This is a genomic window from Sphingomonas sp., assembly GCF_017744835.1.
GTDB lineage: Bacteria > Pseudomonadota > Alphaproteobacteria > Sphingomonadales > Sphingomonadaceae > Sphingomonas.
This window is the reverse complement of the sequence record NZ_JAGIAM010000003.1, coordinates 892,191-909,007: the sequence shown is the minus strand read 5'-3', so window position 1 is coordinate 909,007 and position 16,817 is coordinate 892,191. Positions and strand designations below refer to the sequence as shown.

At 67.9% G+C, this 16,817-nt stretch carries 18 protein-coding genes; 9 read left to right on the top strand and 9 right to left on the bottom strand.

Annotated elements, in window-relative coordinates; genetic code table 11:
• Position 1: 1 nt before the first annotated feature.
• Positions 2-274, bottom strand: coding sequence for an envelope stress response membrane protein PspB (gene pspB, locus J7500_RS12160; RefSeq protein ID WP_294061970.1), 273 nt, complete (start codon positions 272-274; stop codon positions 2-4).
• Positions 275-278: 4 nt separating this feature from the next.
• Positions 279-947 carry a phage shock protein PspA gene (pspA, locus tag J7500_RS12155; protein WP_294061969.1) on the bottom strand — a complete coding sequence of 223 codons (669 nt, stop codon included), beginning with the start codon at positions 945-947 and terminating at the stop codon, positions 279-281.
• Positions 948-1,346: 399 nt separating this feature from the next.
• On the opposite strand from pspA, the gene pspF reads away from it, so the two are divergent.
• Together pspF and J7500_RS12145 are read left to right on the top strand one after the other, a co-directional pair.
• On the top strand, positions 1,347-2,381 hold the full coding sequence (pspF, locus tag J7500_RS12150; RefSeq protein WP_294061968.1) for a phage shock protein operon transcriptional activator: 1,035 nt from the start codon (positions 1,347-1,349) through the stop codon (positions 2,379-2,381).
• A gap of 104 nt (positions 2,382-2,485) precedes the next feature.
• Positions 2,486-3,106, top strand: coding sequence for a superoxide dismutase (locus J7500_RS12145; protein WP_294061967.1), 621 nt, complete (start codon positions 2,486-2,488; stop codon positions 3,104-3,106).
• A gap of 152 nt (positions 3,107-3,258) precedes the next feature.
• On the opposite strand, the gene ispZ is transcribed toward J7500_RS12145, so the two are convergent.
• From ispZ to mtaB, 3 genes are read right to left on the bottom strand one after another with little or no spacing between them, the layout of a single operon-like run.
• Positions 3,259-3,873, bottom strand: coding sequence for a septation protein IspZ (gene ispZ / locus J7500_RS12140; protein ID WP_294061966.1), 615 nt, complete (start codon positions 3,871-3,873; stop codon positions 3,259-3,261).
• Between the two features lie 11 nt (positions 3,874-3,884).
• The gene (gene ftsY, locus J7500_RS12135) at positions 3,885-4,832 is read right to left on the bottom strand and encodes a signal recognition particle-docking protein FtsY (RefSeq protein ID WP_294061965.1); all 948 of its coding nucleotides are present in this window, start codon (positions 4,830-4,832) and stop codon (positions 3,885-3,887) included.
• Positions 4,829-6,055 (bottom strand): tRNA (N(6)-L-threonylcarbamoyladenosine(37)-C(2))-methylthiotransferase MtaB, encoded by a 1,227-nt coding sequence (gene mtaB, locus J7500_RS12130; RefSeq protein ID WP_294061964.1) that lies wholly within the window; start codon positions 6,053-6,055, stop codon positions 4,829-4,831. Before mtaB ends, ftsY begins: the two co-directional genes overlap by 4 nt.
• Here mtaB and J7500_RS12125 point away from each other — a divergent pair.
• On the top strand, positions 6,055-6,633 hold the full coding sequence (locus tag J7500_RS12125; protein ID WP_294061963.1) for a DUF924 family protein: 579 nt from the start codon (positions 6,055-6,057) through the stop codon (positions 6,631-6,633). The two genes, mtaB and J7500_RS12125, sit on opposite strands and share 1 nt — an antisense overlap.
• 16 nt (positions 6,634-6,649) lie before the next feature.
• Here J7500_RS12125 and arr read toward each other — a convergent pair whose 3' ends face one another.
• The 3 genes from arr to J7500_RS12110 all read right to left on the bottom strand — a co-directional run bounded on the left by arr (position 6,650) and on the right by J7500_RS12110 (position 10,130).
• A complete protein-coding gene (gene arr / locus J7500_RS12120) occupies positions 6,650-7,063 on the bottom strand; it encodes an NAD(+)--rifampin ADP-ribosyltransferase (protein WP_294061962.1) in 414 nt (137 codons plus the stop codon).
• A 94-nt stretch (positions 7,064-7,157) separates the two neighbouring features.
• Positions 7,158-8,228 carry a trypsin-like peptidase domain-containing protein gene (locus tag J7500_RS12115; RefSeq protein ID WP_294061961.1) on the bottom strand — a complete coding sequence of 357 codons (1,071 nt, stop codon included), beginning with the start codon at positions 8,226-8,228 and terminating at the stop codon, positions 7,158-7,160.
• Between the two features lie 270 nt (positions 8,229-8,498).
• Entirely contained in the window at positions 8,499-10,130 is a 1,632-nt protein-coding gene (locus J7500_RS12110; RefSeq protein WP_294061960.1) for an EAL domain-containing protein, read from the bottom strand.
• Between the two features lie 280 nt (positions 10,131-10,410).
• Between J7500_RS12110 and ffh the strand changes: the two genes are divergently transcribed.
• The 6 genes from ffh to J7500_RS12080 all read left to right on the top strand — a co-directional run bounded on the left by ffh (position 10,411) and on the right by J7500_RS12080 (position 15,632).
• Complete coding sequence (gene ffh, locus J7500_RS12105; protein ID WP_294061959.1) at positions 10,411-11,892, top strand: signal recognition particle protein; 1,482 nt, start codon at positions 10,411-10,413, stop codon at positions 11,890-11,892.
• A gap of 34 nt (positions 11,893-11,926) precedes the next feature.
• Complete coding sequence (gene rpsP / locus J7500_RS12100; RefSeq protein ID WP_294061958.1) at positions 11,927-12,394, top strand: 30S ribosomal protein S16; 468 nt, start codon at positions 11,927-11,929, stop codon at positions 12,392-12,394.
• 57 nt (positions 12,395-12,451) lie between these two features.
• Positions 12,452-12,601, top strand: a complete 150-nt coding sequence (locus tag J7500_RS12095) for a hypothetical protein (RefSeq protein ID WP_294061957.1) — start codon at positions 12,452-12,454, stop codon at positions 12,599-12,601.
• Positions 12,602-12,655: 54 nt separating this feature from the next.
• Positions 12,656-13,204 (top strand): ribosome maturation factor RimM, encoded by a 549-nt coding sequence (gene rimM, locus J7500_RS12090; protein WP_294061956.1) that lies wholly within the window; start codon positions 12,656-12,658, stop codon positions 13,202-13,204.
• Between the two features lie 83 nt (positions 13,205-13,287).
• Positions 13,288-14,805 carry a serine hydrolase gene (locus tag J7500_RS12085; RefSeq protein WP_294061955.1) on the top strand — a complete coding sequence of 506 codons (1,518 nt, stop codon included), beginning with the start codon at positions 13,288-13,290 and terminating at the stop codon, positions 14,803-14,805.
• Positions 14,806-14,906: 101 nt separating this feature from the next.
• Positions 14,907-15,632, top strand: a complete 726-nt coding sequence (locus tag J7500_RS12080) for a metallophosphoesterase family protein (protein ID WP_294061954.1) — start codon at positions 14,907-14,909, stop codon at positions 15,630-15,632.
• A 242-nt stretch (positions 15,633-15,874) separates the two neighbouring features.
• On the opposite strand, the gene J7500_RS12075 is transcribed toward J7500_RS12080, so the two are convergent.
• Complete coding sequence (locus tag J7500_RS12075; RefSeq protein ID WP_294061953.1) at positions 15,875-16,786, bottom strand: NAD(P)/FAD-dependent oxidoreductase; 912 nt, start codon at positions 16,784-16,786, stop codon at positions 15,875-15,877.
• Positions 16,787-16,817 lie beyond the last annotated feature (31 nt).

The following is a 16,817-nucleotide window of genomic DNA, read 5'->3' as shown; positions in this document are numbered from 1 at the left end:
CTCAGTTCCTCCTGGAGAGATCGTAAGGGCTCGGCTCTTGGCGCTGGGTCGAGAGCGGCCGGAAATCGGGGTTGTCGGCGGCGATGATGCGTTCGACGGTGACCAGCCGCTCCTCGAGCTGCCGGGCGGTGTAGTAGAGCTCGTCGAGGAGCTTCTCGTCCTCGCCGGTGATCGTCGCGGCGGTCTTCCACCGGGTGATGTAGTGCATGATCACCCAGGGGAGGCCGACGAACAGTATTCCGACGATGACGATCGGAAGGAAGACTTCCTCCATCGCCTCAGGCTCCCTTGCTCATGCGCGCCTTCAGCGCTTCCAGCTCGGCATCGACCTTCTCGGACGAGCGCAGCTCGGCGATCTCTTCCTCAAGCGTCTTCGGCTGGCCGCCCAGGCCCGCTGCATCGGCGCGGCCCTCGGCCATGTCGACCCGGCGTTCGAGGACGTCGAAGCGCGAGAAGGCGTCGTGCATCTTCGAGCCGTTCGTCATCTCGCGAAGGCGGGCGCGGTTGTTGGCGCTCTCCAGCCGGGCAACGATCGAGTTCTGGCGGGTACGCGCCTCGCGCAGCTTGTTCTGGAGCTTGGTGATGTCCTCTTCGGACGCCTTCAGCGTCTCGTCGAGCACCGCGATCTCCTGGCTCAGCTGCTCGCACATGTCGGCGGCCTTCTGCTTCTCGACCAGCGCGGCCTTGGCCAGGTCCTCACGGCCCTTGCTCAGCGCCAGCTCGGCCTTCTCGGTCCAGCTCTCCTGGAGCTTTTCGAGCTTGGCGATGTGGCGGCGCATTTCCTTCTGATCGGCGATGGTGCGGGCGGCAGAGGCGCGAACCTCGACCAGCGTCTCCTCCATCTCGAGGATGATCATGCGGATCATCTTGGCCGGGTCCTCGGCCTTGTCGAGCAGGTCGGTGACGTTGGCGGCGATGATGTCGCGGGTTCGCGAGAAGATACCCATTCTAACACTCCTTCGTAGTGGGGATCCGCCGGGAGGGAGCTAGGGGGTGAACCCTCCCGGCGGGTTTCCGCTCGCCGGGGCATTGGCGAGCGGGGAGACCAAGTGGCGCCTCAGGCGATCGCCGGGCCCACCGCGCCGGCCATGAAGACCGTGCTGGCGAGGAGGGCGAAGGCGGCTGCGACAAAGGCATTGCGGACATTTGCGAACTGGTAGGTCATTGTCTGTGTTTCCCTGAACCTTGGTGTTGTTTCCTGCCCGATTGCCGGGCTTGCCAATGTCTCAGCAGGATGCGTGCCAAATTAAAAAAGTGGCGGTTTTCCGCCGTTTTCCGCGTTCATCGGGCATTCAGTCGATGATTGTGGCTTGCCAAGAGTTGGGAAAATACGCCAAGCATTCGGCATGGAGCGCACTACCCAGGTCATCGGCCAGTCCGGCGCCTTTCTCGACGCGCTCGAGCGGGCCAGTCGCGCCGCGGCGCTCGACCGTCCGGTGCTGGTGATCGGCGAGCGCGGCACCGGCAAGGAGCTGGTTGCCGAACGCCTCCACCGCCTCAGCCCGCGCTGGGACCAGCCGCTCGTCATCATGAACTGCGCCGCGCTCCCAGAGACGCTGATCGAGGCAGAGCTGTTCGGGCACGAGGCGGGCGCCTTCACCGGCGCCACCAAGGCGCGCGCCGGGCGCTTCGAGGAGGCAGACGGCGGCACGCTGTTCCTCGACGAGCTCGGCACGCTCTCGATGGCCGCGCAGGACCGGCTCCTGCGCGCGGTCGAATATGGCGAAGTCACGCGCATCGGCTCGTCGCGGCCGCTGCGCGTCGACGTGCGCATCGTCGCCGCCACTAACGAGCATCTTCCCGAGCGGGTGGAGAAGGGCGGCTTCCGCGCCGACCTGCTCGACCGGCTCTCGTTCGAAGTCGTGACGCTCCCGCCCTTGCGCGCGCGCCGCGGCGACATCGAAGTGCTCGCCGAATTCTTCGGCCGCCGCATGGCCGCCGAGATCGGGCTGGTCGAATGGCCGGGCTGGGGCCCCAACGCGCTCGATACGCTCAACAATTACGACTGGCCCGGCAATGTCCGCGAGCTGCGCAACGTCGTCGAGCGCGCGGTCTATCGCTGGGAGCAGGAAGGGCCGATCGACCATATCGAGATCGACCCGTTCAATTCCCCCTATCGCCCGCGCCCGATGCCGGGCGCCGCACGGGGCGCCGATGCTCCCGCGCCGTCTACACCCGCCGAACAAACGACAGTCCCCGTCTTCGAACCCAGCGGCGGCGACTTCAAGTCGCGTGTCGCGGCCTTCGAGCGCCAGCTCCTGTCGCGGGCGCTCGCCGAGCATCGCTTCAACCAGCGCACTACCGCCGAGGCGCTCGGCCTCACTTACGACCAGCTCCGCCACGCTCTCAAGCGCCACGAGCTGCTCGGCGCGGGCGGCTGACCGCACGATCGCTTCATTCGATCAGGCCCCAACAAAAATTGTTGCGGCGTCGACTCGCTCCATGCGTTAGGCGGGCGGAGCATAACACCCCCATGGAGGATGACATGGCCTTCGAACTTCCCGCACTTCCCTATGCCCCCGACGCGCTCCAGCCGCACATGTCGGCCGAGACGCTCGAATTCCATCACGGCAAGCACCACAAGGCCTATGTCGACAACACCAACAAGCTGGTGGCCGACATTCCCGATCTCGCTGGCGCCAAGCTGTCGGACGTGATCAAATATGCCAAGAAAAGCGGCAACAAGGGGCTGTTCAACAACAGCTCGCAGGTGTGGAACCACAGCTTCTTCTGGCAGTGCCTGTCGCCCACGAAGCAGGCCCCCTCGGGCAAGCTTGCCGAGCTGATCACCGCCGGCTTCGGCAGCCATGAGGCGCTGCTCGAGAAGCTCAAGACCGAGTCGGTCGGCCATTTCGCCAGCGGCTGGGGCTGGCTGGTGCTCGATCAGGGCGCGCTCAAGGTCACCTCGCTCCACGACGGCGATTCGCCCGTCGCGCACGGCATGACGCCGCTGCTCACGATCGACGTGTGGGAGCACGCCTATTACATCGACTATCGCAACGCCCGCCCGGTGTTCGTCGACACCGTGCTCAACAACCTGATCAACTGGGACTTCGTCGCCCAGAACCTCGACGGCCAGGGCGTCAGCCGCGCCGATCAGGGCTGATTTCCAGAACTCCCTCTCCCCTTGTGGGAGAGGGAGGGAGCCGACTTTAGTCGGCGGAAGGGTGAGGGTGAGGGAGTCTCAGTCCCCCTCATCCTTCCCACGCCCTCGGCGTGGGCCCCTTCCTTCTCCCACAAGGGGAGAAGGAAATCCGCTCATCCCTCGGGCGGAATCGGCGTGTCTTCGGGCTTGTCGAGCTGGAGCCCGTGCTTGAGCAGCATCGGGATGTTCAGCACCGCGAAGAGCAACGTCAGCGGGATCACTGCCCAGGTCTTGAAGCTCACCCACTGGTCCCAGTTGAGCACCTGGCGCATCACTTCGTTGAGCACCGCCATCGCGACGAAGAAGCCCGTCCAGTTGATCGTCAGCAGCCGCCAGCCCTTCGCCGACAGCCCGGGATAGGCCTGTTCGAGCAGCATCTGGAGCAGCGGCTTGCCGGTCACCAGGCCATAGGCCAGGATCACCGCGAACATCGTGTAGACGATCGTCGGCTTCATCTGGATGAAGCTCTGGTCGTGGAAATAGATGGTCAGCGCGCCGAACGGCAGGACCAGCGCTGCGGTGATCCACAGCATCGGCGAGATGTGCCGCGCCTTCCACCACGAGAGCAGCATCGCGGCGACCATCGCGACCATGAATGCCGCGGTGGCGGTGATGACTCGCTGGATCTGGATTCCCGGCGCGAAGCTGTTGACTGCGAAGAACACCGCCAGCGGGCCGAAATCGATCAGCATCCGCAGGCCGGGGGAGAGGGGACGGGGTTCGGACATGGTTGCTCCGTTCAGCGCGTGCGCGGGGAGACGAGCGCGTCCACCCCGGCGATGATCCGCGCGACTTCCTTGGCATCGAAGGGGCGCAGGTCGTCGACCTTCTCGCCCACGCCGATCGCATGGATCGGCAGCCCGTATTTCTCGGCAGCGGCGACCAGCACGCCGCCGCGCGCGGTGCCGTCGAGCTTGGTCATCACCAGCCCGGTCACGCCCGCGACTTCCTTGAACACCTCGATCTGGTTGAGCGCGTTCTGGCCGGTGGTCGCGTCGAGCACCAGCACCACGTCGTGCGGTGCCGCCGGGTTGAGCCGACCGAGCACGCGGCGGACCTTGGCCAGCTCGTCCATCAGCTCGCGCTTGTTCTGCAGCCGCCCGGCGGTGTCGACGATCAGCACGTCGATGCCCTTGTCGGTCGCCTGCTTGACTGCCTCGAACACGATCCCCGCCGCGTCGCCGCCTTCGGGCCCCGAGACGATCGGCACCCCGATCCGCTCGGCCCAGGTGCGCAGCTGGCCGATCGCGGCGGCGCGGAAGGTGTCGCCCGCGGCCAGCATCACGCCATAATCCTGCTCGAGCAGGCGGTTGGCCAGCTTGGCGATCGTCGTGGTCTTGCCCGATCCGTTGACTCCGATGACGAGGATCACCTGCGGCCGCGGAAAGGCCTCGATCTCGATCGGCTTGGCGACGCGCTCGAGGACCTTCTCGATCTCCTCGGCGACCACCAGCCGGATGCCGAGCTCCTCCATGTTGCGCTCATACTGCCCCTCGGCGAGCCGGGTGCGGACGCGCGCCGCGGTCTCCGGCCCCAGGTCCGAGGCGATCAGCGCCTCCTCGATCTCGTCGAGGGTCGCGTCGTCCAGCCGTGCGGCGGAAAGGCCGGCGAGGTTTCCGAGCAGCCGGTCCGAAGTCTTGCGGAAGCCGCCCAGCAGCTTCTCGTGCCAGGAAGGATTGGTGCTCATGCGATCAGCTTTCCGTCCTGCACGCCCTTGATGTTCACGCTCACGATTTCTCCGACTGGATGGGAGGCGAGGCGGACCTCGGCGAAATTGCCGGCATGGCCGCGGTCGCCCGGGCGCTCTACCAGCACTTGCTGGCTGCTGCCAACGAGGCTGTGCAGCCAGGCCGTGCGCCGCCGCGCCGCCGCCTCGCGCAGCCGGCCGGCGCGGGCCTTGACCAGCTTCGGCGCGACCTGCGGCATCCGCTCGGCCGGGGTGCCAGCACGCGGGGAATAGGGAAAGATGTGCGCATGGACGATGTCGCAATCGTCGATCAGCGCCAGCGTGTTGGCGAACATCGCGTCGCTCTCGGTCGGGAAGCCCGCGATCAGGTCCGCACCGACTGCGATCTCGGGCCGCGCCGCCTTGAGCCGCTCCACCAGCGTTACGGATTGCGCGCGGCTGTGACGCCGCTTCATCCGCTTGAGCACCAGGTCGTCGCCGGCCTGGAAGGATAGGTGGACGTGCGGCATCATCCGCGGCTCCTCGGTGAGCAGCGCGAACAGCCGGTCGTCGACTTCGATCCCGTCGAGCGAGGAAAGCCGCAGCCGCTTCAGCCGCGGCACGTGCCGCAGCACGCGCTCGACCAGCTGGCCGAGGCTCGGCCCGCCGGGCAGGTCGGGGCCGTAACTGGTCAGGTCGACGCCAGTCAGCACCACTTCGGCATGGCCCGCATCGACCAGCTGCGCCACGCGATCGACCACTGCGCCCGCCGGCACCGAGCGGCTGTTGCCGCGGCCGAAAGGGATGGCGCAGAAGGTGCAGCGGTGGTCGCAGCCGTTCTGCACCTCGACGAAGGCGCGGGCGTGGGTGGAGAAGCTCGCGGCGAGGTGGGGCGCGGTGTCGCGCACCGCCATGATGTCCTGCACCACCACGGGCTCGGGCGCGGACCAGGCCTCTGGCCGCAGCTTCTCGGCATTGCCGATCACCCGGTCCACCTCGGGCATCGCCGCGAAGGAGGCGGGGTCGATCTGCGCTGCGCAGCCCGTCACCACCAGCTCGGCGCCGGGCCGTTCGCGGCGTGCGCGGCGGATCGCCTGGCGCGTCTGCTTGACGGCTTCGTTGGTCACGGCGCAACTGTTCACCACGACTGTGTCTCGACCGGACAGCAGCGCACGGATCGTCTCGCCCTCGGCGAGGTTGAGGCGGCAGCCCAGGTTGACGACATGCGGCGAGGAGAGAGCCATTGACGCGCGATCTAGGAGCGGCGGCACCGGAAGTCCACGCGAAGGCGAAGGAAGTCCTCGGCTTCTGGTTCGACGGACTGATGTCCGAGCAATGGTTCGCGCATTCGGATTCGGTCGACGACGCGATCCGCGACCTCTTCACGCCCCTGCTCGAGGAGCTGAAGGCGAGCCGCGCCGAAGGGTGGCAGGACGACCCCGAGACGCTGCTCGCCGCCGTGATCGTGCTCGACCAGTTCTCGCGCAACATCCACCGCGGCACTGCCGAGGCCTTCGCCGCGGATCCGCTCGCCCGCACCCTGGCGCTGTCCGCCCTCGACCGCGGCTGGGACGCACGGCTCGCGGTCCAGAAGCGCCACTTCCTCTACATGCCGCTGATGCACGCCGAGGATAGCGAGCTGCAGACGCTCTGCCTCAAGTGCTTCGACCAGCCGGGGCTCGAACAGGGCCTCGACTTCGCCCGCCAGCACGCCGAGGTCATCGCCCGCTTCGGCCGCTTCCCCACGCGCAACGCCGCGGTGGGGCGCGAATCCACTGCCGAGGAGCAGGCTTATCTCAGCCAGCCGGGCGTGGGGTGGTGAGGGAAGGGACATTCCCTCAGTCGATGATCGCGGCGCCCTCGGCGCTCAGACGGGCAATGCCGCCTTTCATTTCCTGCAGCCGCTCGGGCGGGTGTCCTTGCCACCCCGTCACCTCCGCGATGACTCGTAGCGGATCGCGGGAGCGATAGGATAATGTGGGGTTACCGGGGAACTTCTTGTCCGTGAGGTTGGGGTCGTCCTCGACCGGTCCGGTCGGCTCCACGACATAAATCCGTTCGCGCCCGCCGCCCGCGGCCAGTTCGGCGCCCCAGATCGCAGCGTCCAGCGTGCCTGAGAAATAGACCCAGGACAGCGGCTTGGCTTCCGTGAAGTTGGACTGGTAGCCCACGACGATCAGGTCCCCGGGCTTCAGATCGGCCTTGGTCCCGTGGAAGAAGGATTGCGAAAACATGCTGGCGATCGCCGACATGGGCTTGCGGCTCCTTTGACGTAAGTCGTGGTCCTGGGTGGATAATGGCAAGAGTGGCGCAGTGGCTACCGGACCGGTCGCGTGCCCCAACCCCTCACGTACCGTCCGGCCGCTGCGCCGCAACGACCGTCACGTCGGAGGTCTGCCCGCCGCGGAGCACGCGCAAGTCGAGCCGCGTGCCGGGCCGGGCCGACGCGATCGCGCGGGTGAGGGTGCCGGCACCTTCGACTTCGGTGCCGTTGACCGCCACCACGACATCGCCCGGCCGAAGCGCGCCCGCTGCGGGTCCGGTCGGCGAGACGGTGGAGATCACCGCGCCGCGCTGCCCGCGCAGGTTCATCCGTGCGGCCAGCGCAGGCGTCAGGCCCTGGACGCCGACGCCGAGATAGCCGCGGACCACGCGGCCGCTGCGGATCAGCTCCTGCGTGATCTCGTTCGCCAGGTCGGCAGGCACAGCGAGGCCGATGCCGACAAAGGCGCCGCTGGGCGAGATAATCGCGGTGTTGACGCCGACGACATGGCCCTGGAGGTCGAACGACGGGCCGCCCGAATTGCCCGAGTTGATCGGGGCGTCGATCTGCAGGAAGCCGACATGCGCCTCGCCGATCTCGCGGCCCTGGGCGGATACGATGCCCGCCGTCGCTGTGCCGCCGAGGCCGAAGGGATTGCCCACGGCGACCACCCAGTCGCCCACATCGGGCTGCGCCGCGCTCGAGAAGCTGACGAAGGGCACGCCGCTGGCCGCCACCTTGAGCACCGCCAGGTCGGTCGGCGCGTCCCGTCCGACCAGCCGCGCCGGGAACTGCCGGCCGTCGCCCATGCTCACGGTGATCTCGCGCGCGCCGTCGATCACATGGTTGTTGGTCACCACATAGCCGTCGGCGGTGATGAAGAAGCCCGATCCCGCGCCCATGCGCACCGGCGTCGCCAGCCCGGCCACCGTGCCTTGCGGAGTCTCCTGGATCCAGGGCACTGGATCGCCACCGGGCCGGACCGTGTCGATCGAGACGACGGCCGGAGAGACGCGTCTGACGATCGGAGCGAAGGAACTGGGCGCGGCGCCCGATGCGGAAGTCACCTGGCCGGTCGCGGTCCCCGTGGCGGCGCAGGCCACCAATATGGGGGAAATGCTCGTAAGGACGGACAACGAAAGGAGTCGCGACATGATCGCCTCCGATTCTTGCAGCACGTCAGCAAAGCACAAATGGCGATTTCTCTCCACTGCCGAGGTGGATTTGCCGATATTTTCGCGATCAATGGGTGAACTGGCCAAAATCCCTCTCCCCTTGTGGGAGAGGGAGGGAGCCGACGCAGTCGGCGGAAGGGTGAGGGGGAGTGAGTCTTGAGTCCCCCTCATCCTTCCCACTCGCTGCGCGAGCGGGCCCCTTCCTTCTCCCACAAGGGGAGAAGGAGCTAAGCAACGATCTTCGTTATTCTAACCCGCGAAACGCTGCCCCGCGTTGTCCGGCGCCTGCGCCGGCTCTGCGTCCTGGGCCAGCTGCGCCTGGAGCAGCCTGCGCTCGGCCAGCAGGCGGCGCGCGCCCGTCACCGACAGCGGCTTGCCATAATACCAGCCCTGCGCCTTGGCGCAGCCGATCGCGCGCAGCCGCTCCTCGATCGCGGCGTCCTCGACGCCCTCGGCGGTGATCGGCAGGTTGAGGCTCTCGCCGAGCCCGACGATCGCATTGACGATCGCCGCGGAATCGGGGTTCTCGTTGAGCGAAAGCACGAAGCTCTTGTCGATCTTGATCCGGTCGAATGGTAGCGCGCGCAGGTGCGCGAGGCTCGAATAGCCCGTGCCGAAGTCGTCGAGCGCCAGCCGCACGCCCTGGTTCTTGAGGCTGCCGACGATCGACTGGGCGAGCGCGAGATTCTCGAACAGCGAGCTTTCGGTGATCTCCACTTCCAGCCGGCTCGCGGGGAAGCCGGTCTCGGTCAGCACCTTGATGATCTTCTGCGCCAGCCAGGCGTCGCGGAGCTGCCAGGGCGAGATGTTGATCGACAGGCTGAGCGACGGGTCCCAGTCGCGCGCGGCGAGGAAGGCCTGGCGCATGATCGAGAGCGAGAGCTCGGCGATCATTCCGGTCTCCTCCGCGATCGGGATGAACAGCTCGGGGCTGATCAGCCCGCGCTGGGGATGCTCCCAGCGCGCAAGCACCTCGAACCCGTGGAGCCGACCGGTGGAGAGGTCGATCTGCTGCTCGAAATAGGGGACGATCTCCTGGCGCGGGATGGCGAGACGCAGCCCGCTCTCCAGCTCGTTGCGCGCCTGGAGCTCGCGCTCCATCGATTGGTCGAACCAGGCGAAGCGGTTCCGCCCCGCCTTCTTGGCTTGGTACATCGCGATGTCGGCCGAGCGCATCAGCGCCTCGATGCCCGCGCAGTCGAAGTCCGAGCGCGCGATCCCCAGCGAGCAGCTGATGTGGAGCTTGAAGCCCTCGGCGTCGAAGGGCTGGGCCATGCGGCTCACCAGCTTCTCGGCGATGCGCTCCACCGTCGCCGGCTCGGCGGGGTCGAACAGGAAACCGCAGGCGAATTCGTCGCCGCCCAGCCGCGCGGTGATCGAGACGGGGGGCATTACCGCGGCGATCTCGGCCGCCACGCCGCGCAGCAGCGCGTCGCCCACGGCATGGCCGTGCATGTCGTTGATCGTCTTGAAATGGTCGAGGTCGAGCATGATCAGCGCCATCGCGCGGCGGCGGCGCTGGGCGCGCACGAACATCGCCGCGCCTTCCTCGGAAAGGCTGCGGCGGTTGAGGAAGCCGGTCAGCGGATCGCGGCTGGCGAGCTGCTGCGCGCGCTCCTCGGCGGCGGCACGGATCTGGACTTCCTGGCTCAGCTCGCGGTGGCGGCGCCACCCGAACAGGATCAGCGCGACGTTGAGCAGCAGCGCGATCACCAGCGACCGGTCGGCAGGCTGTCCGCCCGCGAAGTAGAAGGCCAGCGTCTTGGAAAGCACGCCGCTGCCGGTGCCCACGAACAGCAGGATCGCCGCGACGCTGACTGCGCCCGCGAGCAGATTGGTGCGCGGCTGCGCTTCGCCGTTGTTGTCTGAGTCCAGAGGCATGGCCTGGACGAGCTCCCTCAGTGCATCGCAGGCTTTCCCACGCGGATAGTGTAGATCAGGTTAAATACGGAGCTTTCCAAAACCTTGCATGCGACGGGCGGCGGGCGTGGGCCAGGGGAGGTTGCGCATCGCGCGGTTCGTCGCTATGTGCCCGCCCGACCGTTCTTCGCAGAACGCGGAACTTGGACGCCCCAAGGGGTGACGCCGGCCGACGAGGTTTCGTCCGCCGGCGCGTTTTGCGTTTGGCGAGTCGCGGCCGGAATGGAGTGATGTTGGTCCCATGTTCGAGAGTCTGAGCGATCGGCTAGGCGGCGTCTTCGAGCGCCTGCGCGGACGTGGTGCGCTCAATGAGGGCGACGTCCGCACCGCGATGCGCGAAGTGCGGATCGCGCTGCTCGAGGCCGACGTCGCGCTCCCCGTCGCGCGCGAGTTCGTCGACAAGGTCACCGAGCAGGCCGTCGGCCAGCAGGTGCTGCGCTCGGTCACGCCGGGCCAGCAGGTGGTCAAGATCGTCCACGACGCGCTCGTCGACATGCTCGGCCCGGACACTGCCGAGCTCGCGATCGACGTGACGCCGCCCGCGGTGATCATGCTCGTGGGCTTGCAGGGCTCGGGCAAGACCACCACCACCGCCAAGCTCGCCAAGCTTCTCAAGAAGCAGGGCAAGAAGGTGATGATGGCGTCGCTGGACGTGAACCGTCCGGCCGCGCAGGAGCAGCTCGCGGTCCTCGGCACTCAGACCGAAGTCAACACGCTGCCGATCGTCGCCGGCCAGCAGCCGGTCGACATCGCCAAGCGAGCGCTCCAGTCGGCGAAGCTCCAGGGCTTCGACGTGCTGATGCTCGATACCGCCGGCCGACTCCATGTCGACCAGGCGCTGATGGACGAGATGAAGTCGGTCGCCGACATCGCGCGGCCGCAGGAAATCCTGCTCGTCGTCGACAGCCTCACCGGCCAGGACGCCGTCAACGTCGCGTCGAGCTTCTCCGAGCAGGTGCCGCTCACCGGCGTGATCCTCACTCGCATGGACGGCGACGCCCGCGGCGGCGCGGCGCTGTCGATGCGCGCGGTCACCGGCAAGCCGATCAAGTTCGCCGGCATGGGCGAGAAGCTCGACGCGATCGAGCCCTTCCATCCCAAGCGCGTCGCCGGCCGCATCCTCGGCATGGGCGACGTGGTGTCGCTGGTCGAGAAGGCCGCGCAGGCGATCCAGGAGGAAGACGCCGAGCGCATGGCGAACCGGCTCGCCAAGGGCCAGTTCGACATGAACGACCTGCGCGCGCAGCTCGCCCAGATGCGCCGCATGGGCGGCATCGGCGCGCTGGCCGGCATGCTCCCGGGCATGAAGAAGGCCCAGGCCGCGGTCGACCAGGTCGGCGGCGACAAGGTGCTGCTGCGCATGGACGCGATGATCGGCTCGATGACGCCCAAGGAGCGCGCCAAGCCCGAGCTGCTCAACGCCAAGCGCAAGATCCGCATCGCCAACGGCAGCGGGACCACGGTGCAGGAAGTCAACAAGCTCCTCAAGATGCACCAGGAAATGCAGACCGCGATGAAGCGGCTGAAGAAGATGGGTGGCCTCAAGGGCATGCTGGGCATGCTCGGCAAGGGCGGCCCCGGCGGCGGCATGGGCGGCATCGGCAATGCGCTCGGCGGCCCCGAGATGGGCGAGATGATGGGCAAGGTAGGCGGCGGCCTGCCGGGCCTGCCGGGCGGGGCGAACCTGCCTCCCGGCTTCGAGAATTTGCTGAAAAAGAAGTAACTTGTAACCGAATTGATAAGAAGGAAGTGAAGTAATGGCTCTCTCTATGCGTCTTTCGCGCGGCGGTTCGAAGAAGCGCCCGTACTACCGGATCGTGATCGCCGACGCGCGCAGCCCGCGTGACGGCAAGTTCATCGAGAAGATCGGCACCTACAACCCGCTCCTCGCCAAGGATTCGCCCGAGCGCGTCAAGCTCGACACCGAGCGCGCCAAGCACTGGCTGAGCGTCGGCGCGCAGCCGACCGATCGCGTCCTGCGCTTCCTCGACGTCCTCGGCGTCAAGGAGCGTGCGGCCCGCAACAACCCGAAGAAGGCCGAGCCGGGCGAGAAGGCCAAGGAGCGCGCCGAGGAGCGTGCCGAGAAGGCGAAGGCCGCCGAGGAAGCCGCTGCGGCCGCCGCGGCTGCTCCGGTCGTCGAGGAAGCTCCGGCCGCCGAAGAGGCTCCGGCCGAGGCGCCCGCCGAGGAAGCTCCCGCCGCTGCTGAGGAAGCTTCGGAAGCCTGAGGCAATTGGCGGCCGTCATGCGTTCCCTCGGGCAGACAACAGCCAGAGGAGCGCATGATGGCCAGCCGACCCCCGAGCGGACCGGACGATATCGAGCGTGAAGAGCCGGGTGACACCCAGACCAATCCCAGCGGCGCCTCGACCGAAGAACCGGCCGAAGGCGACGAGGACTCTGCGCCCCGTCAGCCCGATTCGCCGCAGGGTTGAGATGTGCCTTAGCCCCTCCCCTTCAGGGGAGGGGTTGGGGTGGGGGACTCTCCAATGAGCACCTCGCCCGGCAACTCTGCCCCACCCCAAACCCCTCCCCTGAAGGGGAGGGGTTTTGACAAGCCCGTCACCCTGGCAGTGATCATCGGCGCGCACGGTATCGCCGGCGAAGTGCGCCTCAAGGTCTTCGCCGACGACCTTGCCAGCTACAAAAGCTTCAACGCCGGCGCGCTCACGCTCAAGGGCCTGCGCAGCGGCTCCAATGGCGCGATCGCGCGCTTCGCCGAGGTCGCCGACCGCAACGCCGCCGAGGCGCTGCGCGGCACCGAGCTCACCGTCCCGCGCTCGGCGCTCCCGCCGCTGGGCGAGGGCGAATATTATCACGTCGACCTGCTCGGCCTCCCTGCCGTCTCGGCCCAGGGCAAGCCGCTGGGGCAGGTGATCGCGGTCGACAATTACGGCGCCGGCGACGTGCTCGAGATCGAGCGGCCGGCCGATGAAACGGGGCGCAGCAAGCGCTTCATGGTCCCGATGCGCCCCGAAGCGGTGCCCGAATGGGATGCCGATCGGCTGGTGATCGCCGAAGCCTTCATCGAAACCTGAAAGATCCTTCCCAGCGTGCTGGGGAAGGATTTTAATTACCGCCGCAAACCGCCATGCTGAACCCGTTTAATCGGGGGGAACACATGGCCCGGCTCTTCACTGCGATCGTCGCCGCAATCGTCTTCACCACGGCGCCCGCCGCCGCGCAGACCAGCGCCGCGCAGCTCGCGCCGCAGTTCGACGCGATCGACCGCCAGTTCGAGGCCTTTCAGCACGACACCCCCACGCCGGGGCTGGTCTATGGCGTGGTCGCCGAGGGGCGGCTCGTCCATGTCCGCGGCTTCGGCGTGAAGGACCTCAAGAGCCGCCGCCCGGTCACGCCGGACACGCTGTTCCGCATCGCCTCGATGACCAAGGCCTTCACGGCGCTCTCGATCCTCGCGCTGCGCGACGCCGGCAAGCTGTCGCTCGACGATCTCGCCGAGAAGCATGTGCCCGAGATGCGCGGCTGGACCTATCCCACTGCGGACAGCCCGCGCATTCGCATCCGCGACCTGCTCTCGCACGTCGCCGGCTTCGTCACCGACGATCCCTGGGGCGACCGCCAGACTCCGATGCCCGACGCCGAGTTCACCCGCATGCTCCAGGCCGGCGTGCCGTTCAGCCGCGCGCCGGGCATGGCGCATGAATATTCCAACTTCGGCTATGCGCTGCTCGGCCGGATCGTCGCCAATGCCTCGGGCATGCCCTATCGCACCTATGTCGAGCGCACGATCCTGAAGCCGCTGGGCATGACGTCAAGCGGCTTCGAGGTCGCCGAGGCCCCGGCCGAGAGCCGCGCGATCGGCTATCGCTTCGAGGACGGCGCCTGGGCCGAGGAACCGACGATGCACCACGGCGCCTTCGGCCCGATGGGCGGGCTCCAGGTGAGCGCCAACGACTATGCCAAATGGATCGCCTTCCTGCTCTCCGCTTGGCCGCCGCGCGACGCGCCCGACACCGGCCCGGTCAAGCGCGCCACCGTCCGCGAGCTGGCGCAGGGCCTCAACTTCGTGCGCATGACGCCGCGCATCGGCGCCTCGGCCCAGGGCGGCTGCATGCAGGGCACCGCCTATGGCAAGGGGCTGCGCGTGTCGCAGGATTGCGAGCTCGGCATGATGCTCCACCACGGCGGCGGCTATCCGGGCTACGGATCGCACATGCTGCTGCTGCCCGAGGCGGGAGTGGGCATCTTCGTCTTCACCAACCGCACCTACACCGGCGCCTCGGGCACCGCCTGGGATGCGATGTTCGCGCTCCACAAGGCCGGCGCGCTCCATTTCGCCGAGACTTCGGTCAGCGCCGATCTCGCGGCCGCGCAGGAGACGGCGCGCGCCGTCTACAAGGCGGGCGACATCATGGTCGCGGGGCCCGGACTCGCGATGAACATGCTGCTCGACCGCTCCGCCGACGGCTGGCGCCGCGACCTCGCCGCCCTGCGAGCGCAGCTCGGCGCCTGTGAAGGCCCGGTCGAACCGCTTCACGCCACCGGAGCGCTCTCGGGCGGCTTCCGCTGGCAATGTGACAAGGGCAGCCTCGAAGGCACGCTCCTCCTCGCGCCGACCCGCCCCGTGACGATCCAGGCCCTGCGCTTCCGACCCGTCCCCGCAGCCCGGCCCTAGGTCGGACCGACCTTCACTCAATACACTCCCCTCCCTTTCAGGGAGGGGAGATAGATATCGACACTTGGCACGCACGCGATCGACCCGATAATCCCACTGGCATGCGCACCGCGATCCTCTCCGACGTCCACGGCAACCTCCTCGCGCTCGAGGCAGTGATCGCCGATGCCGAGGCGCGCGGCTGCACGCGCTTCGTCAATCTCGGCGACATCCTCTCGGGCCCGCTCTGGCCCGCCGAGACCGCCGAGCTGCTCATGGCGCGCGACTGGCCGACGATCGCCGGCAATCACGAGCGCCAGGTGCTCACGCTTGCGCCCGAGCGGATGAGCGCCACCGACGCCTTCACGCGGCCCCGGCTGTCCGACGCCCAGCTCGCATGGATGGCCGCGCTGCCGGCGACGCTCACCCTCGACGCCGTCTTCCTCTGCCACGGCACCCCTGCCAGCGACGTCGAACCCTTCCTCGAAACGGTCGAACCCGCCGGCCTGCGCCGCGCCACCCAGGCCGAAGTCGCCGAACGCCTCGGCGACCGCCCCGAGCCGCTGACCCTCTGCGGCCATTCGCACCTGCCCGGCCGGATGCAGCTGCCCGACGGCCGCACCGTCGCCAATCCCGGCAGCGTCGGCCTCCAGGCCTTCGACGACGACCGCCCCTTTCCCTACATCGTCGAGACCGGCGACCCGCACGCCCGCTACGCGATCCTCGAAGCCGGCACGCTCAGCTTCCACGCCGTGGCCTACGACCACGCCGCCGCAGCCGCCAAGGCAGCCGACGAAGGCCGCCCGGACTGGGCGCATGCGCTCGCGACGGGCGGGGTAGGGCACTGATCGCGCCACTTTACTTGTAGGATTTGTTCTGTAAATGTTCTAAAATGCGCCTGTGCCTGCCCCTTGCTCCAGCACACCGCTCCGGCGGAGCAGAAGGGCGCGACGAATTTTCGCGTGAATCCGCGTTTCGTGTCCACTTCCAGACCGCCATTTTCACCGAAACCCGCAGGAATCCGCGCTTTTTCATTCAACCAAAGGGTTTGGCGTCGCGCCCCGCTAACCCAATGGTTGAATGTCGCTTCTCACCGCCACAGTGGGCGCTGTTCGTTGAGCATGTTGCGGATCGTCGTCGCCGCGACGCCCGCCTCGCCCATCGCATGGCTGATCTGGTCGAGTCCCTTGGCGACGTCGCCCGCAGCGAACAGCCCGGGGACCGAGGTGCGCTGGTGCGAGTCCACTTCCAGGCACCCGTCCTCCGCCGCCCGCGCGCCGGCCTGGATCGCCAGCCCCGATCGGATGCGCGAGCCCAGCGCCGGATAGATGCTGTCGAACGCCAGCCGCGTATCGTCGGTACCCGCGCGCACGCTGATCCGCTCGTCCTCGACTCGATAGTCGCCGCACGCGCCATCGACGCGCACGACTCCCGCCTCGTCGAGCTCGGCGATCATCGCCGGTTCGAGCGCGTGCGGTCCCTCGGGCGCGATCAGCGTCACGTCGCGGGTGAAGCCGCGCAGGAACAGCGCCTCGCGCGCGGCATGGTCGCCGGTGCCGATCACGCCCACGCGCTTGTCCGTCACTTCATAGCCGTCGCACACCGGGCAATAGCGGATCAGCCCCTGCGCCAGCGCCTCGTCGTGGATGCCCTCGGCCATGTCGGGGCGGTTGTTGACCACGCCGGTGGCGAGCAGCACCGAACGCGCCGGATAGTCACGCTCGCCGACGCGAACGACGAAGCCGTGATCGGCGCAGCGCAGCCCGGTCACTTCGGCCAGCTCGCGCACCGCGCCATATTTCTCGGCCTGGACCAGCATCAGCCGGAGCAGCTCCTTGCCCGCGATGCCGTCGGGATAGCCGGCGTGGTTGTGCGTGCACGGGATCAGCGCCGCGCGGCTCGATCCGCAGTCGAACAACCGGATGCTCAGGTGATAGCGCGCGAGATAGATCGCGGCGGTCAGTCCCGCCGGCCCGGCGCCGATGATGATGCAGTCGTCCATCCGTGTCCGAAAGCCGCGGGACGGCGCCGGG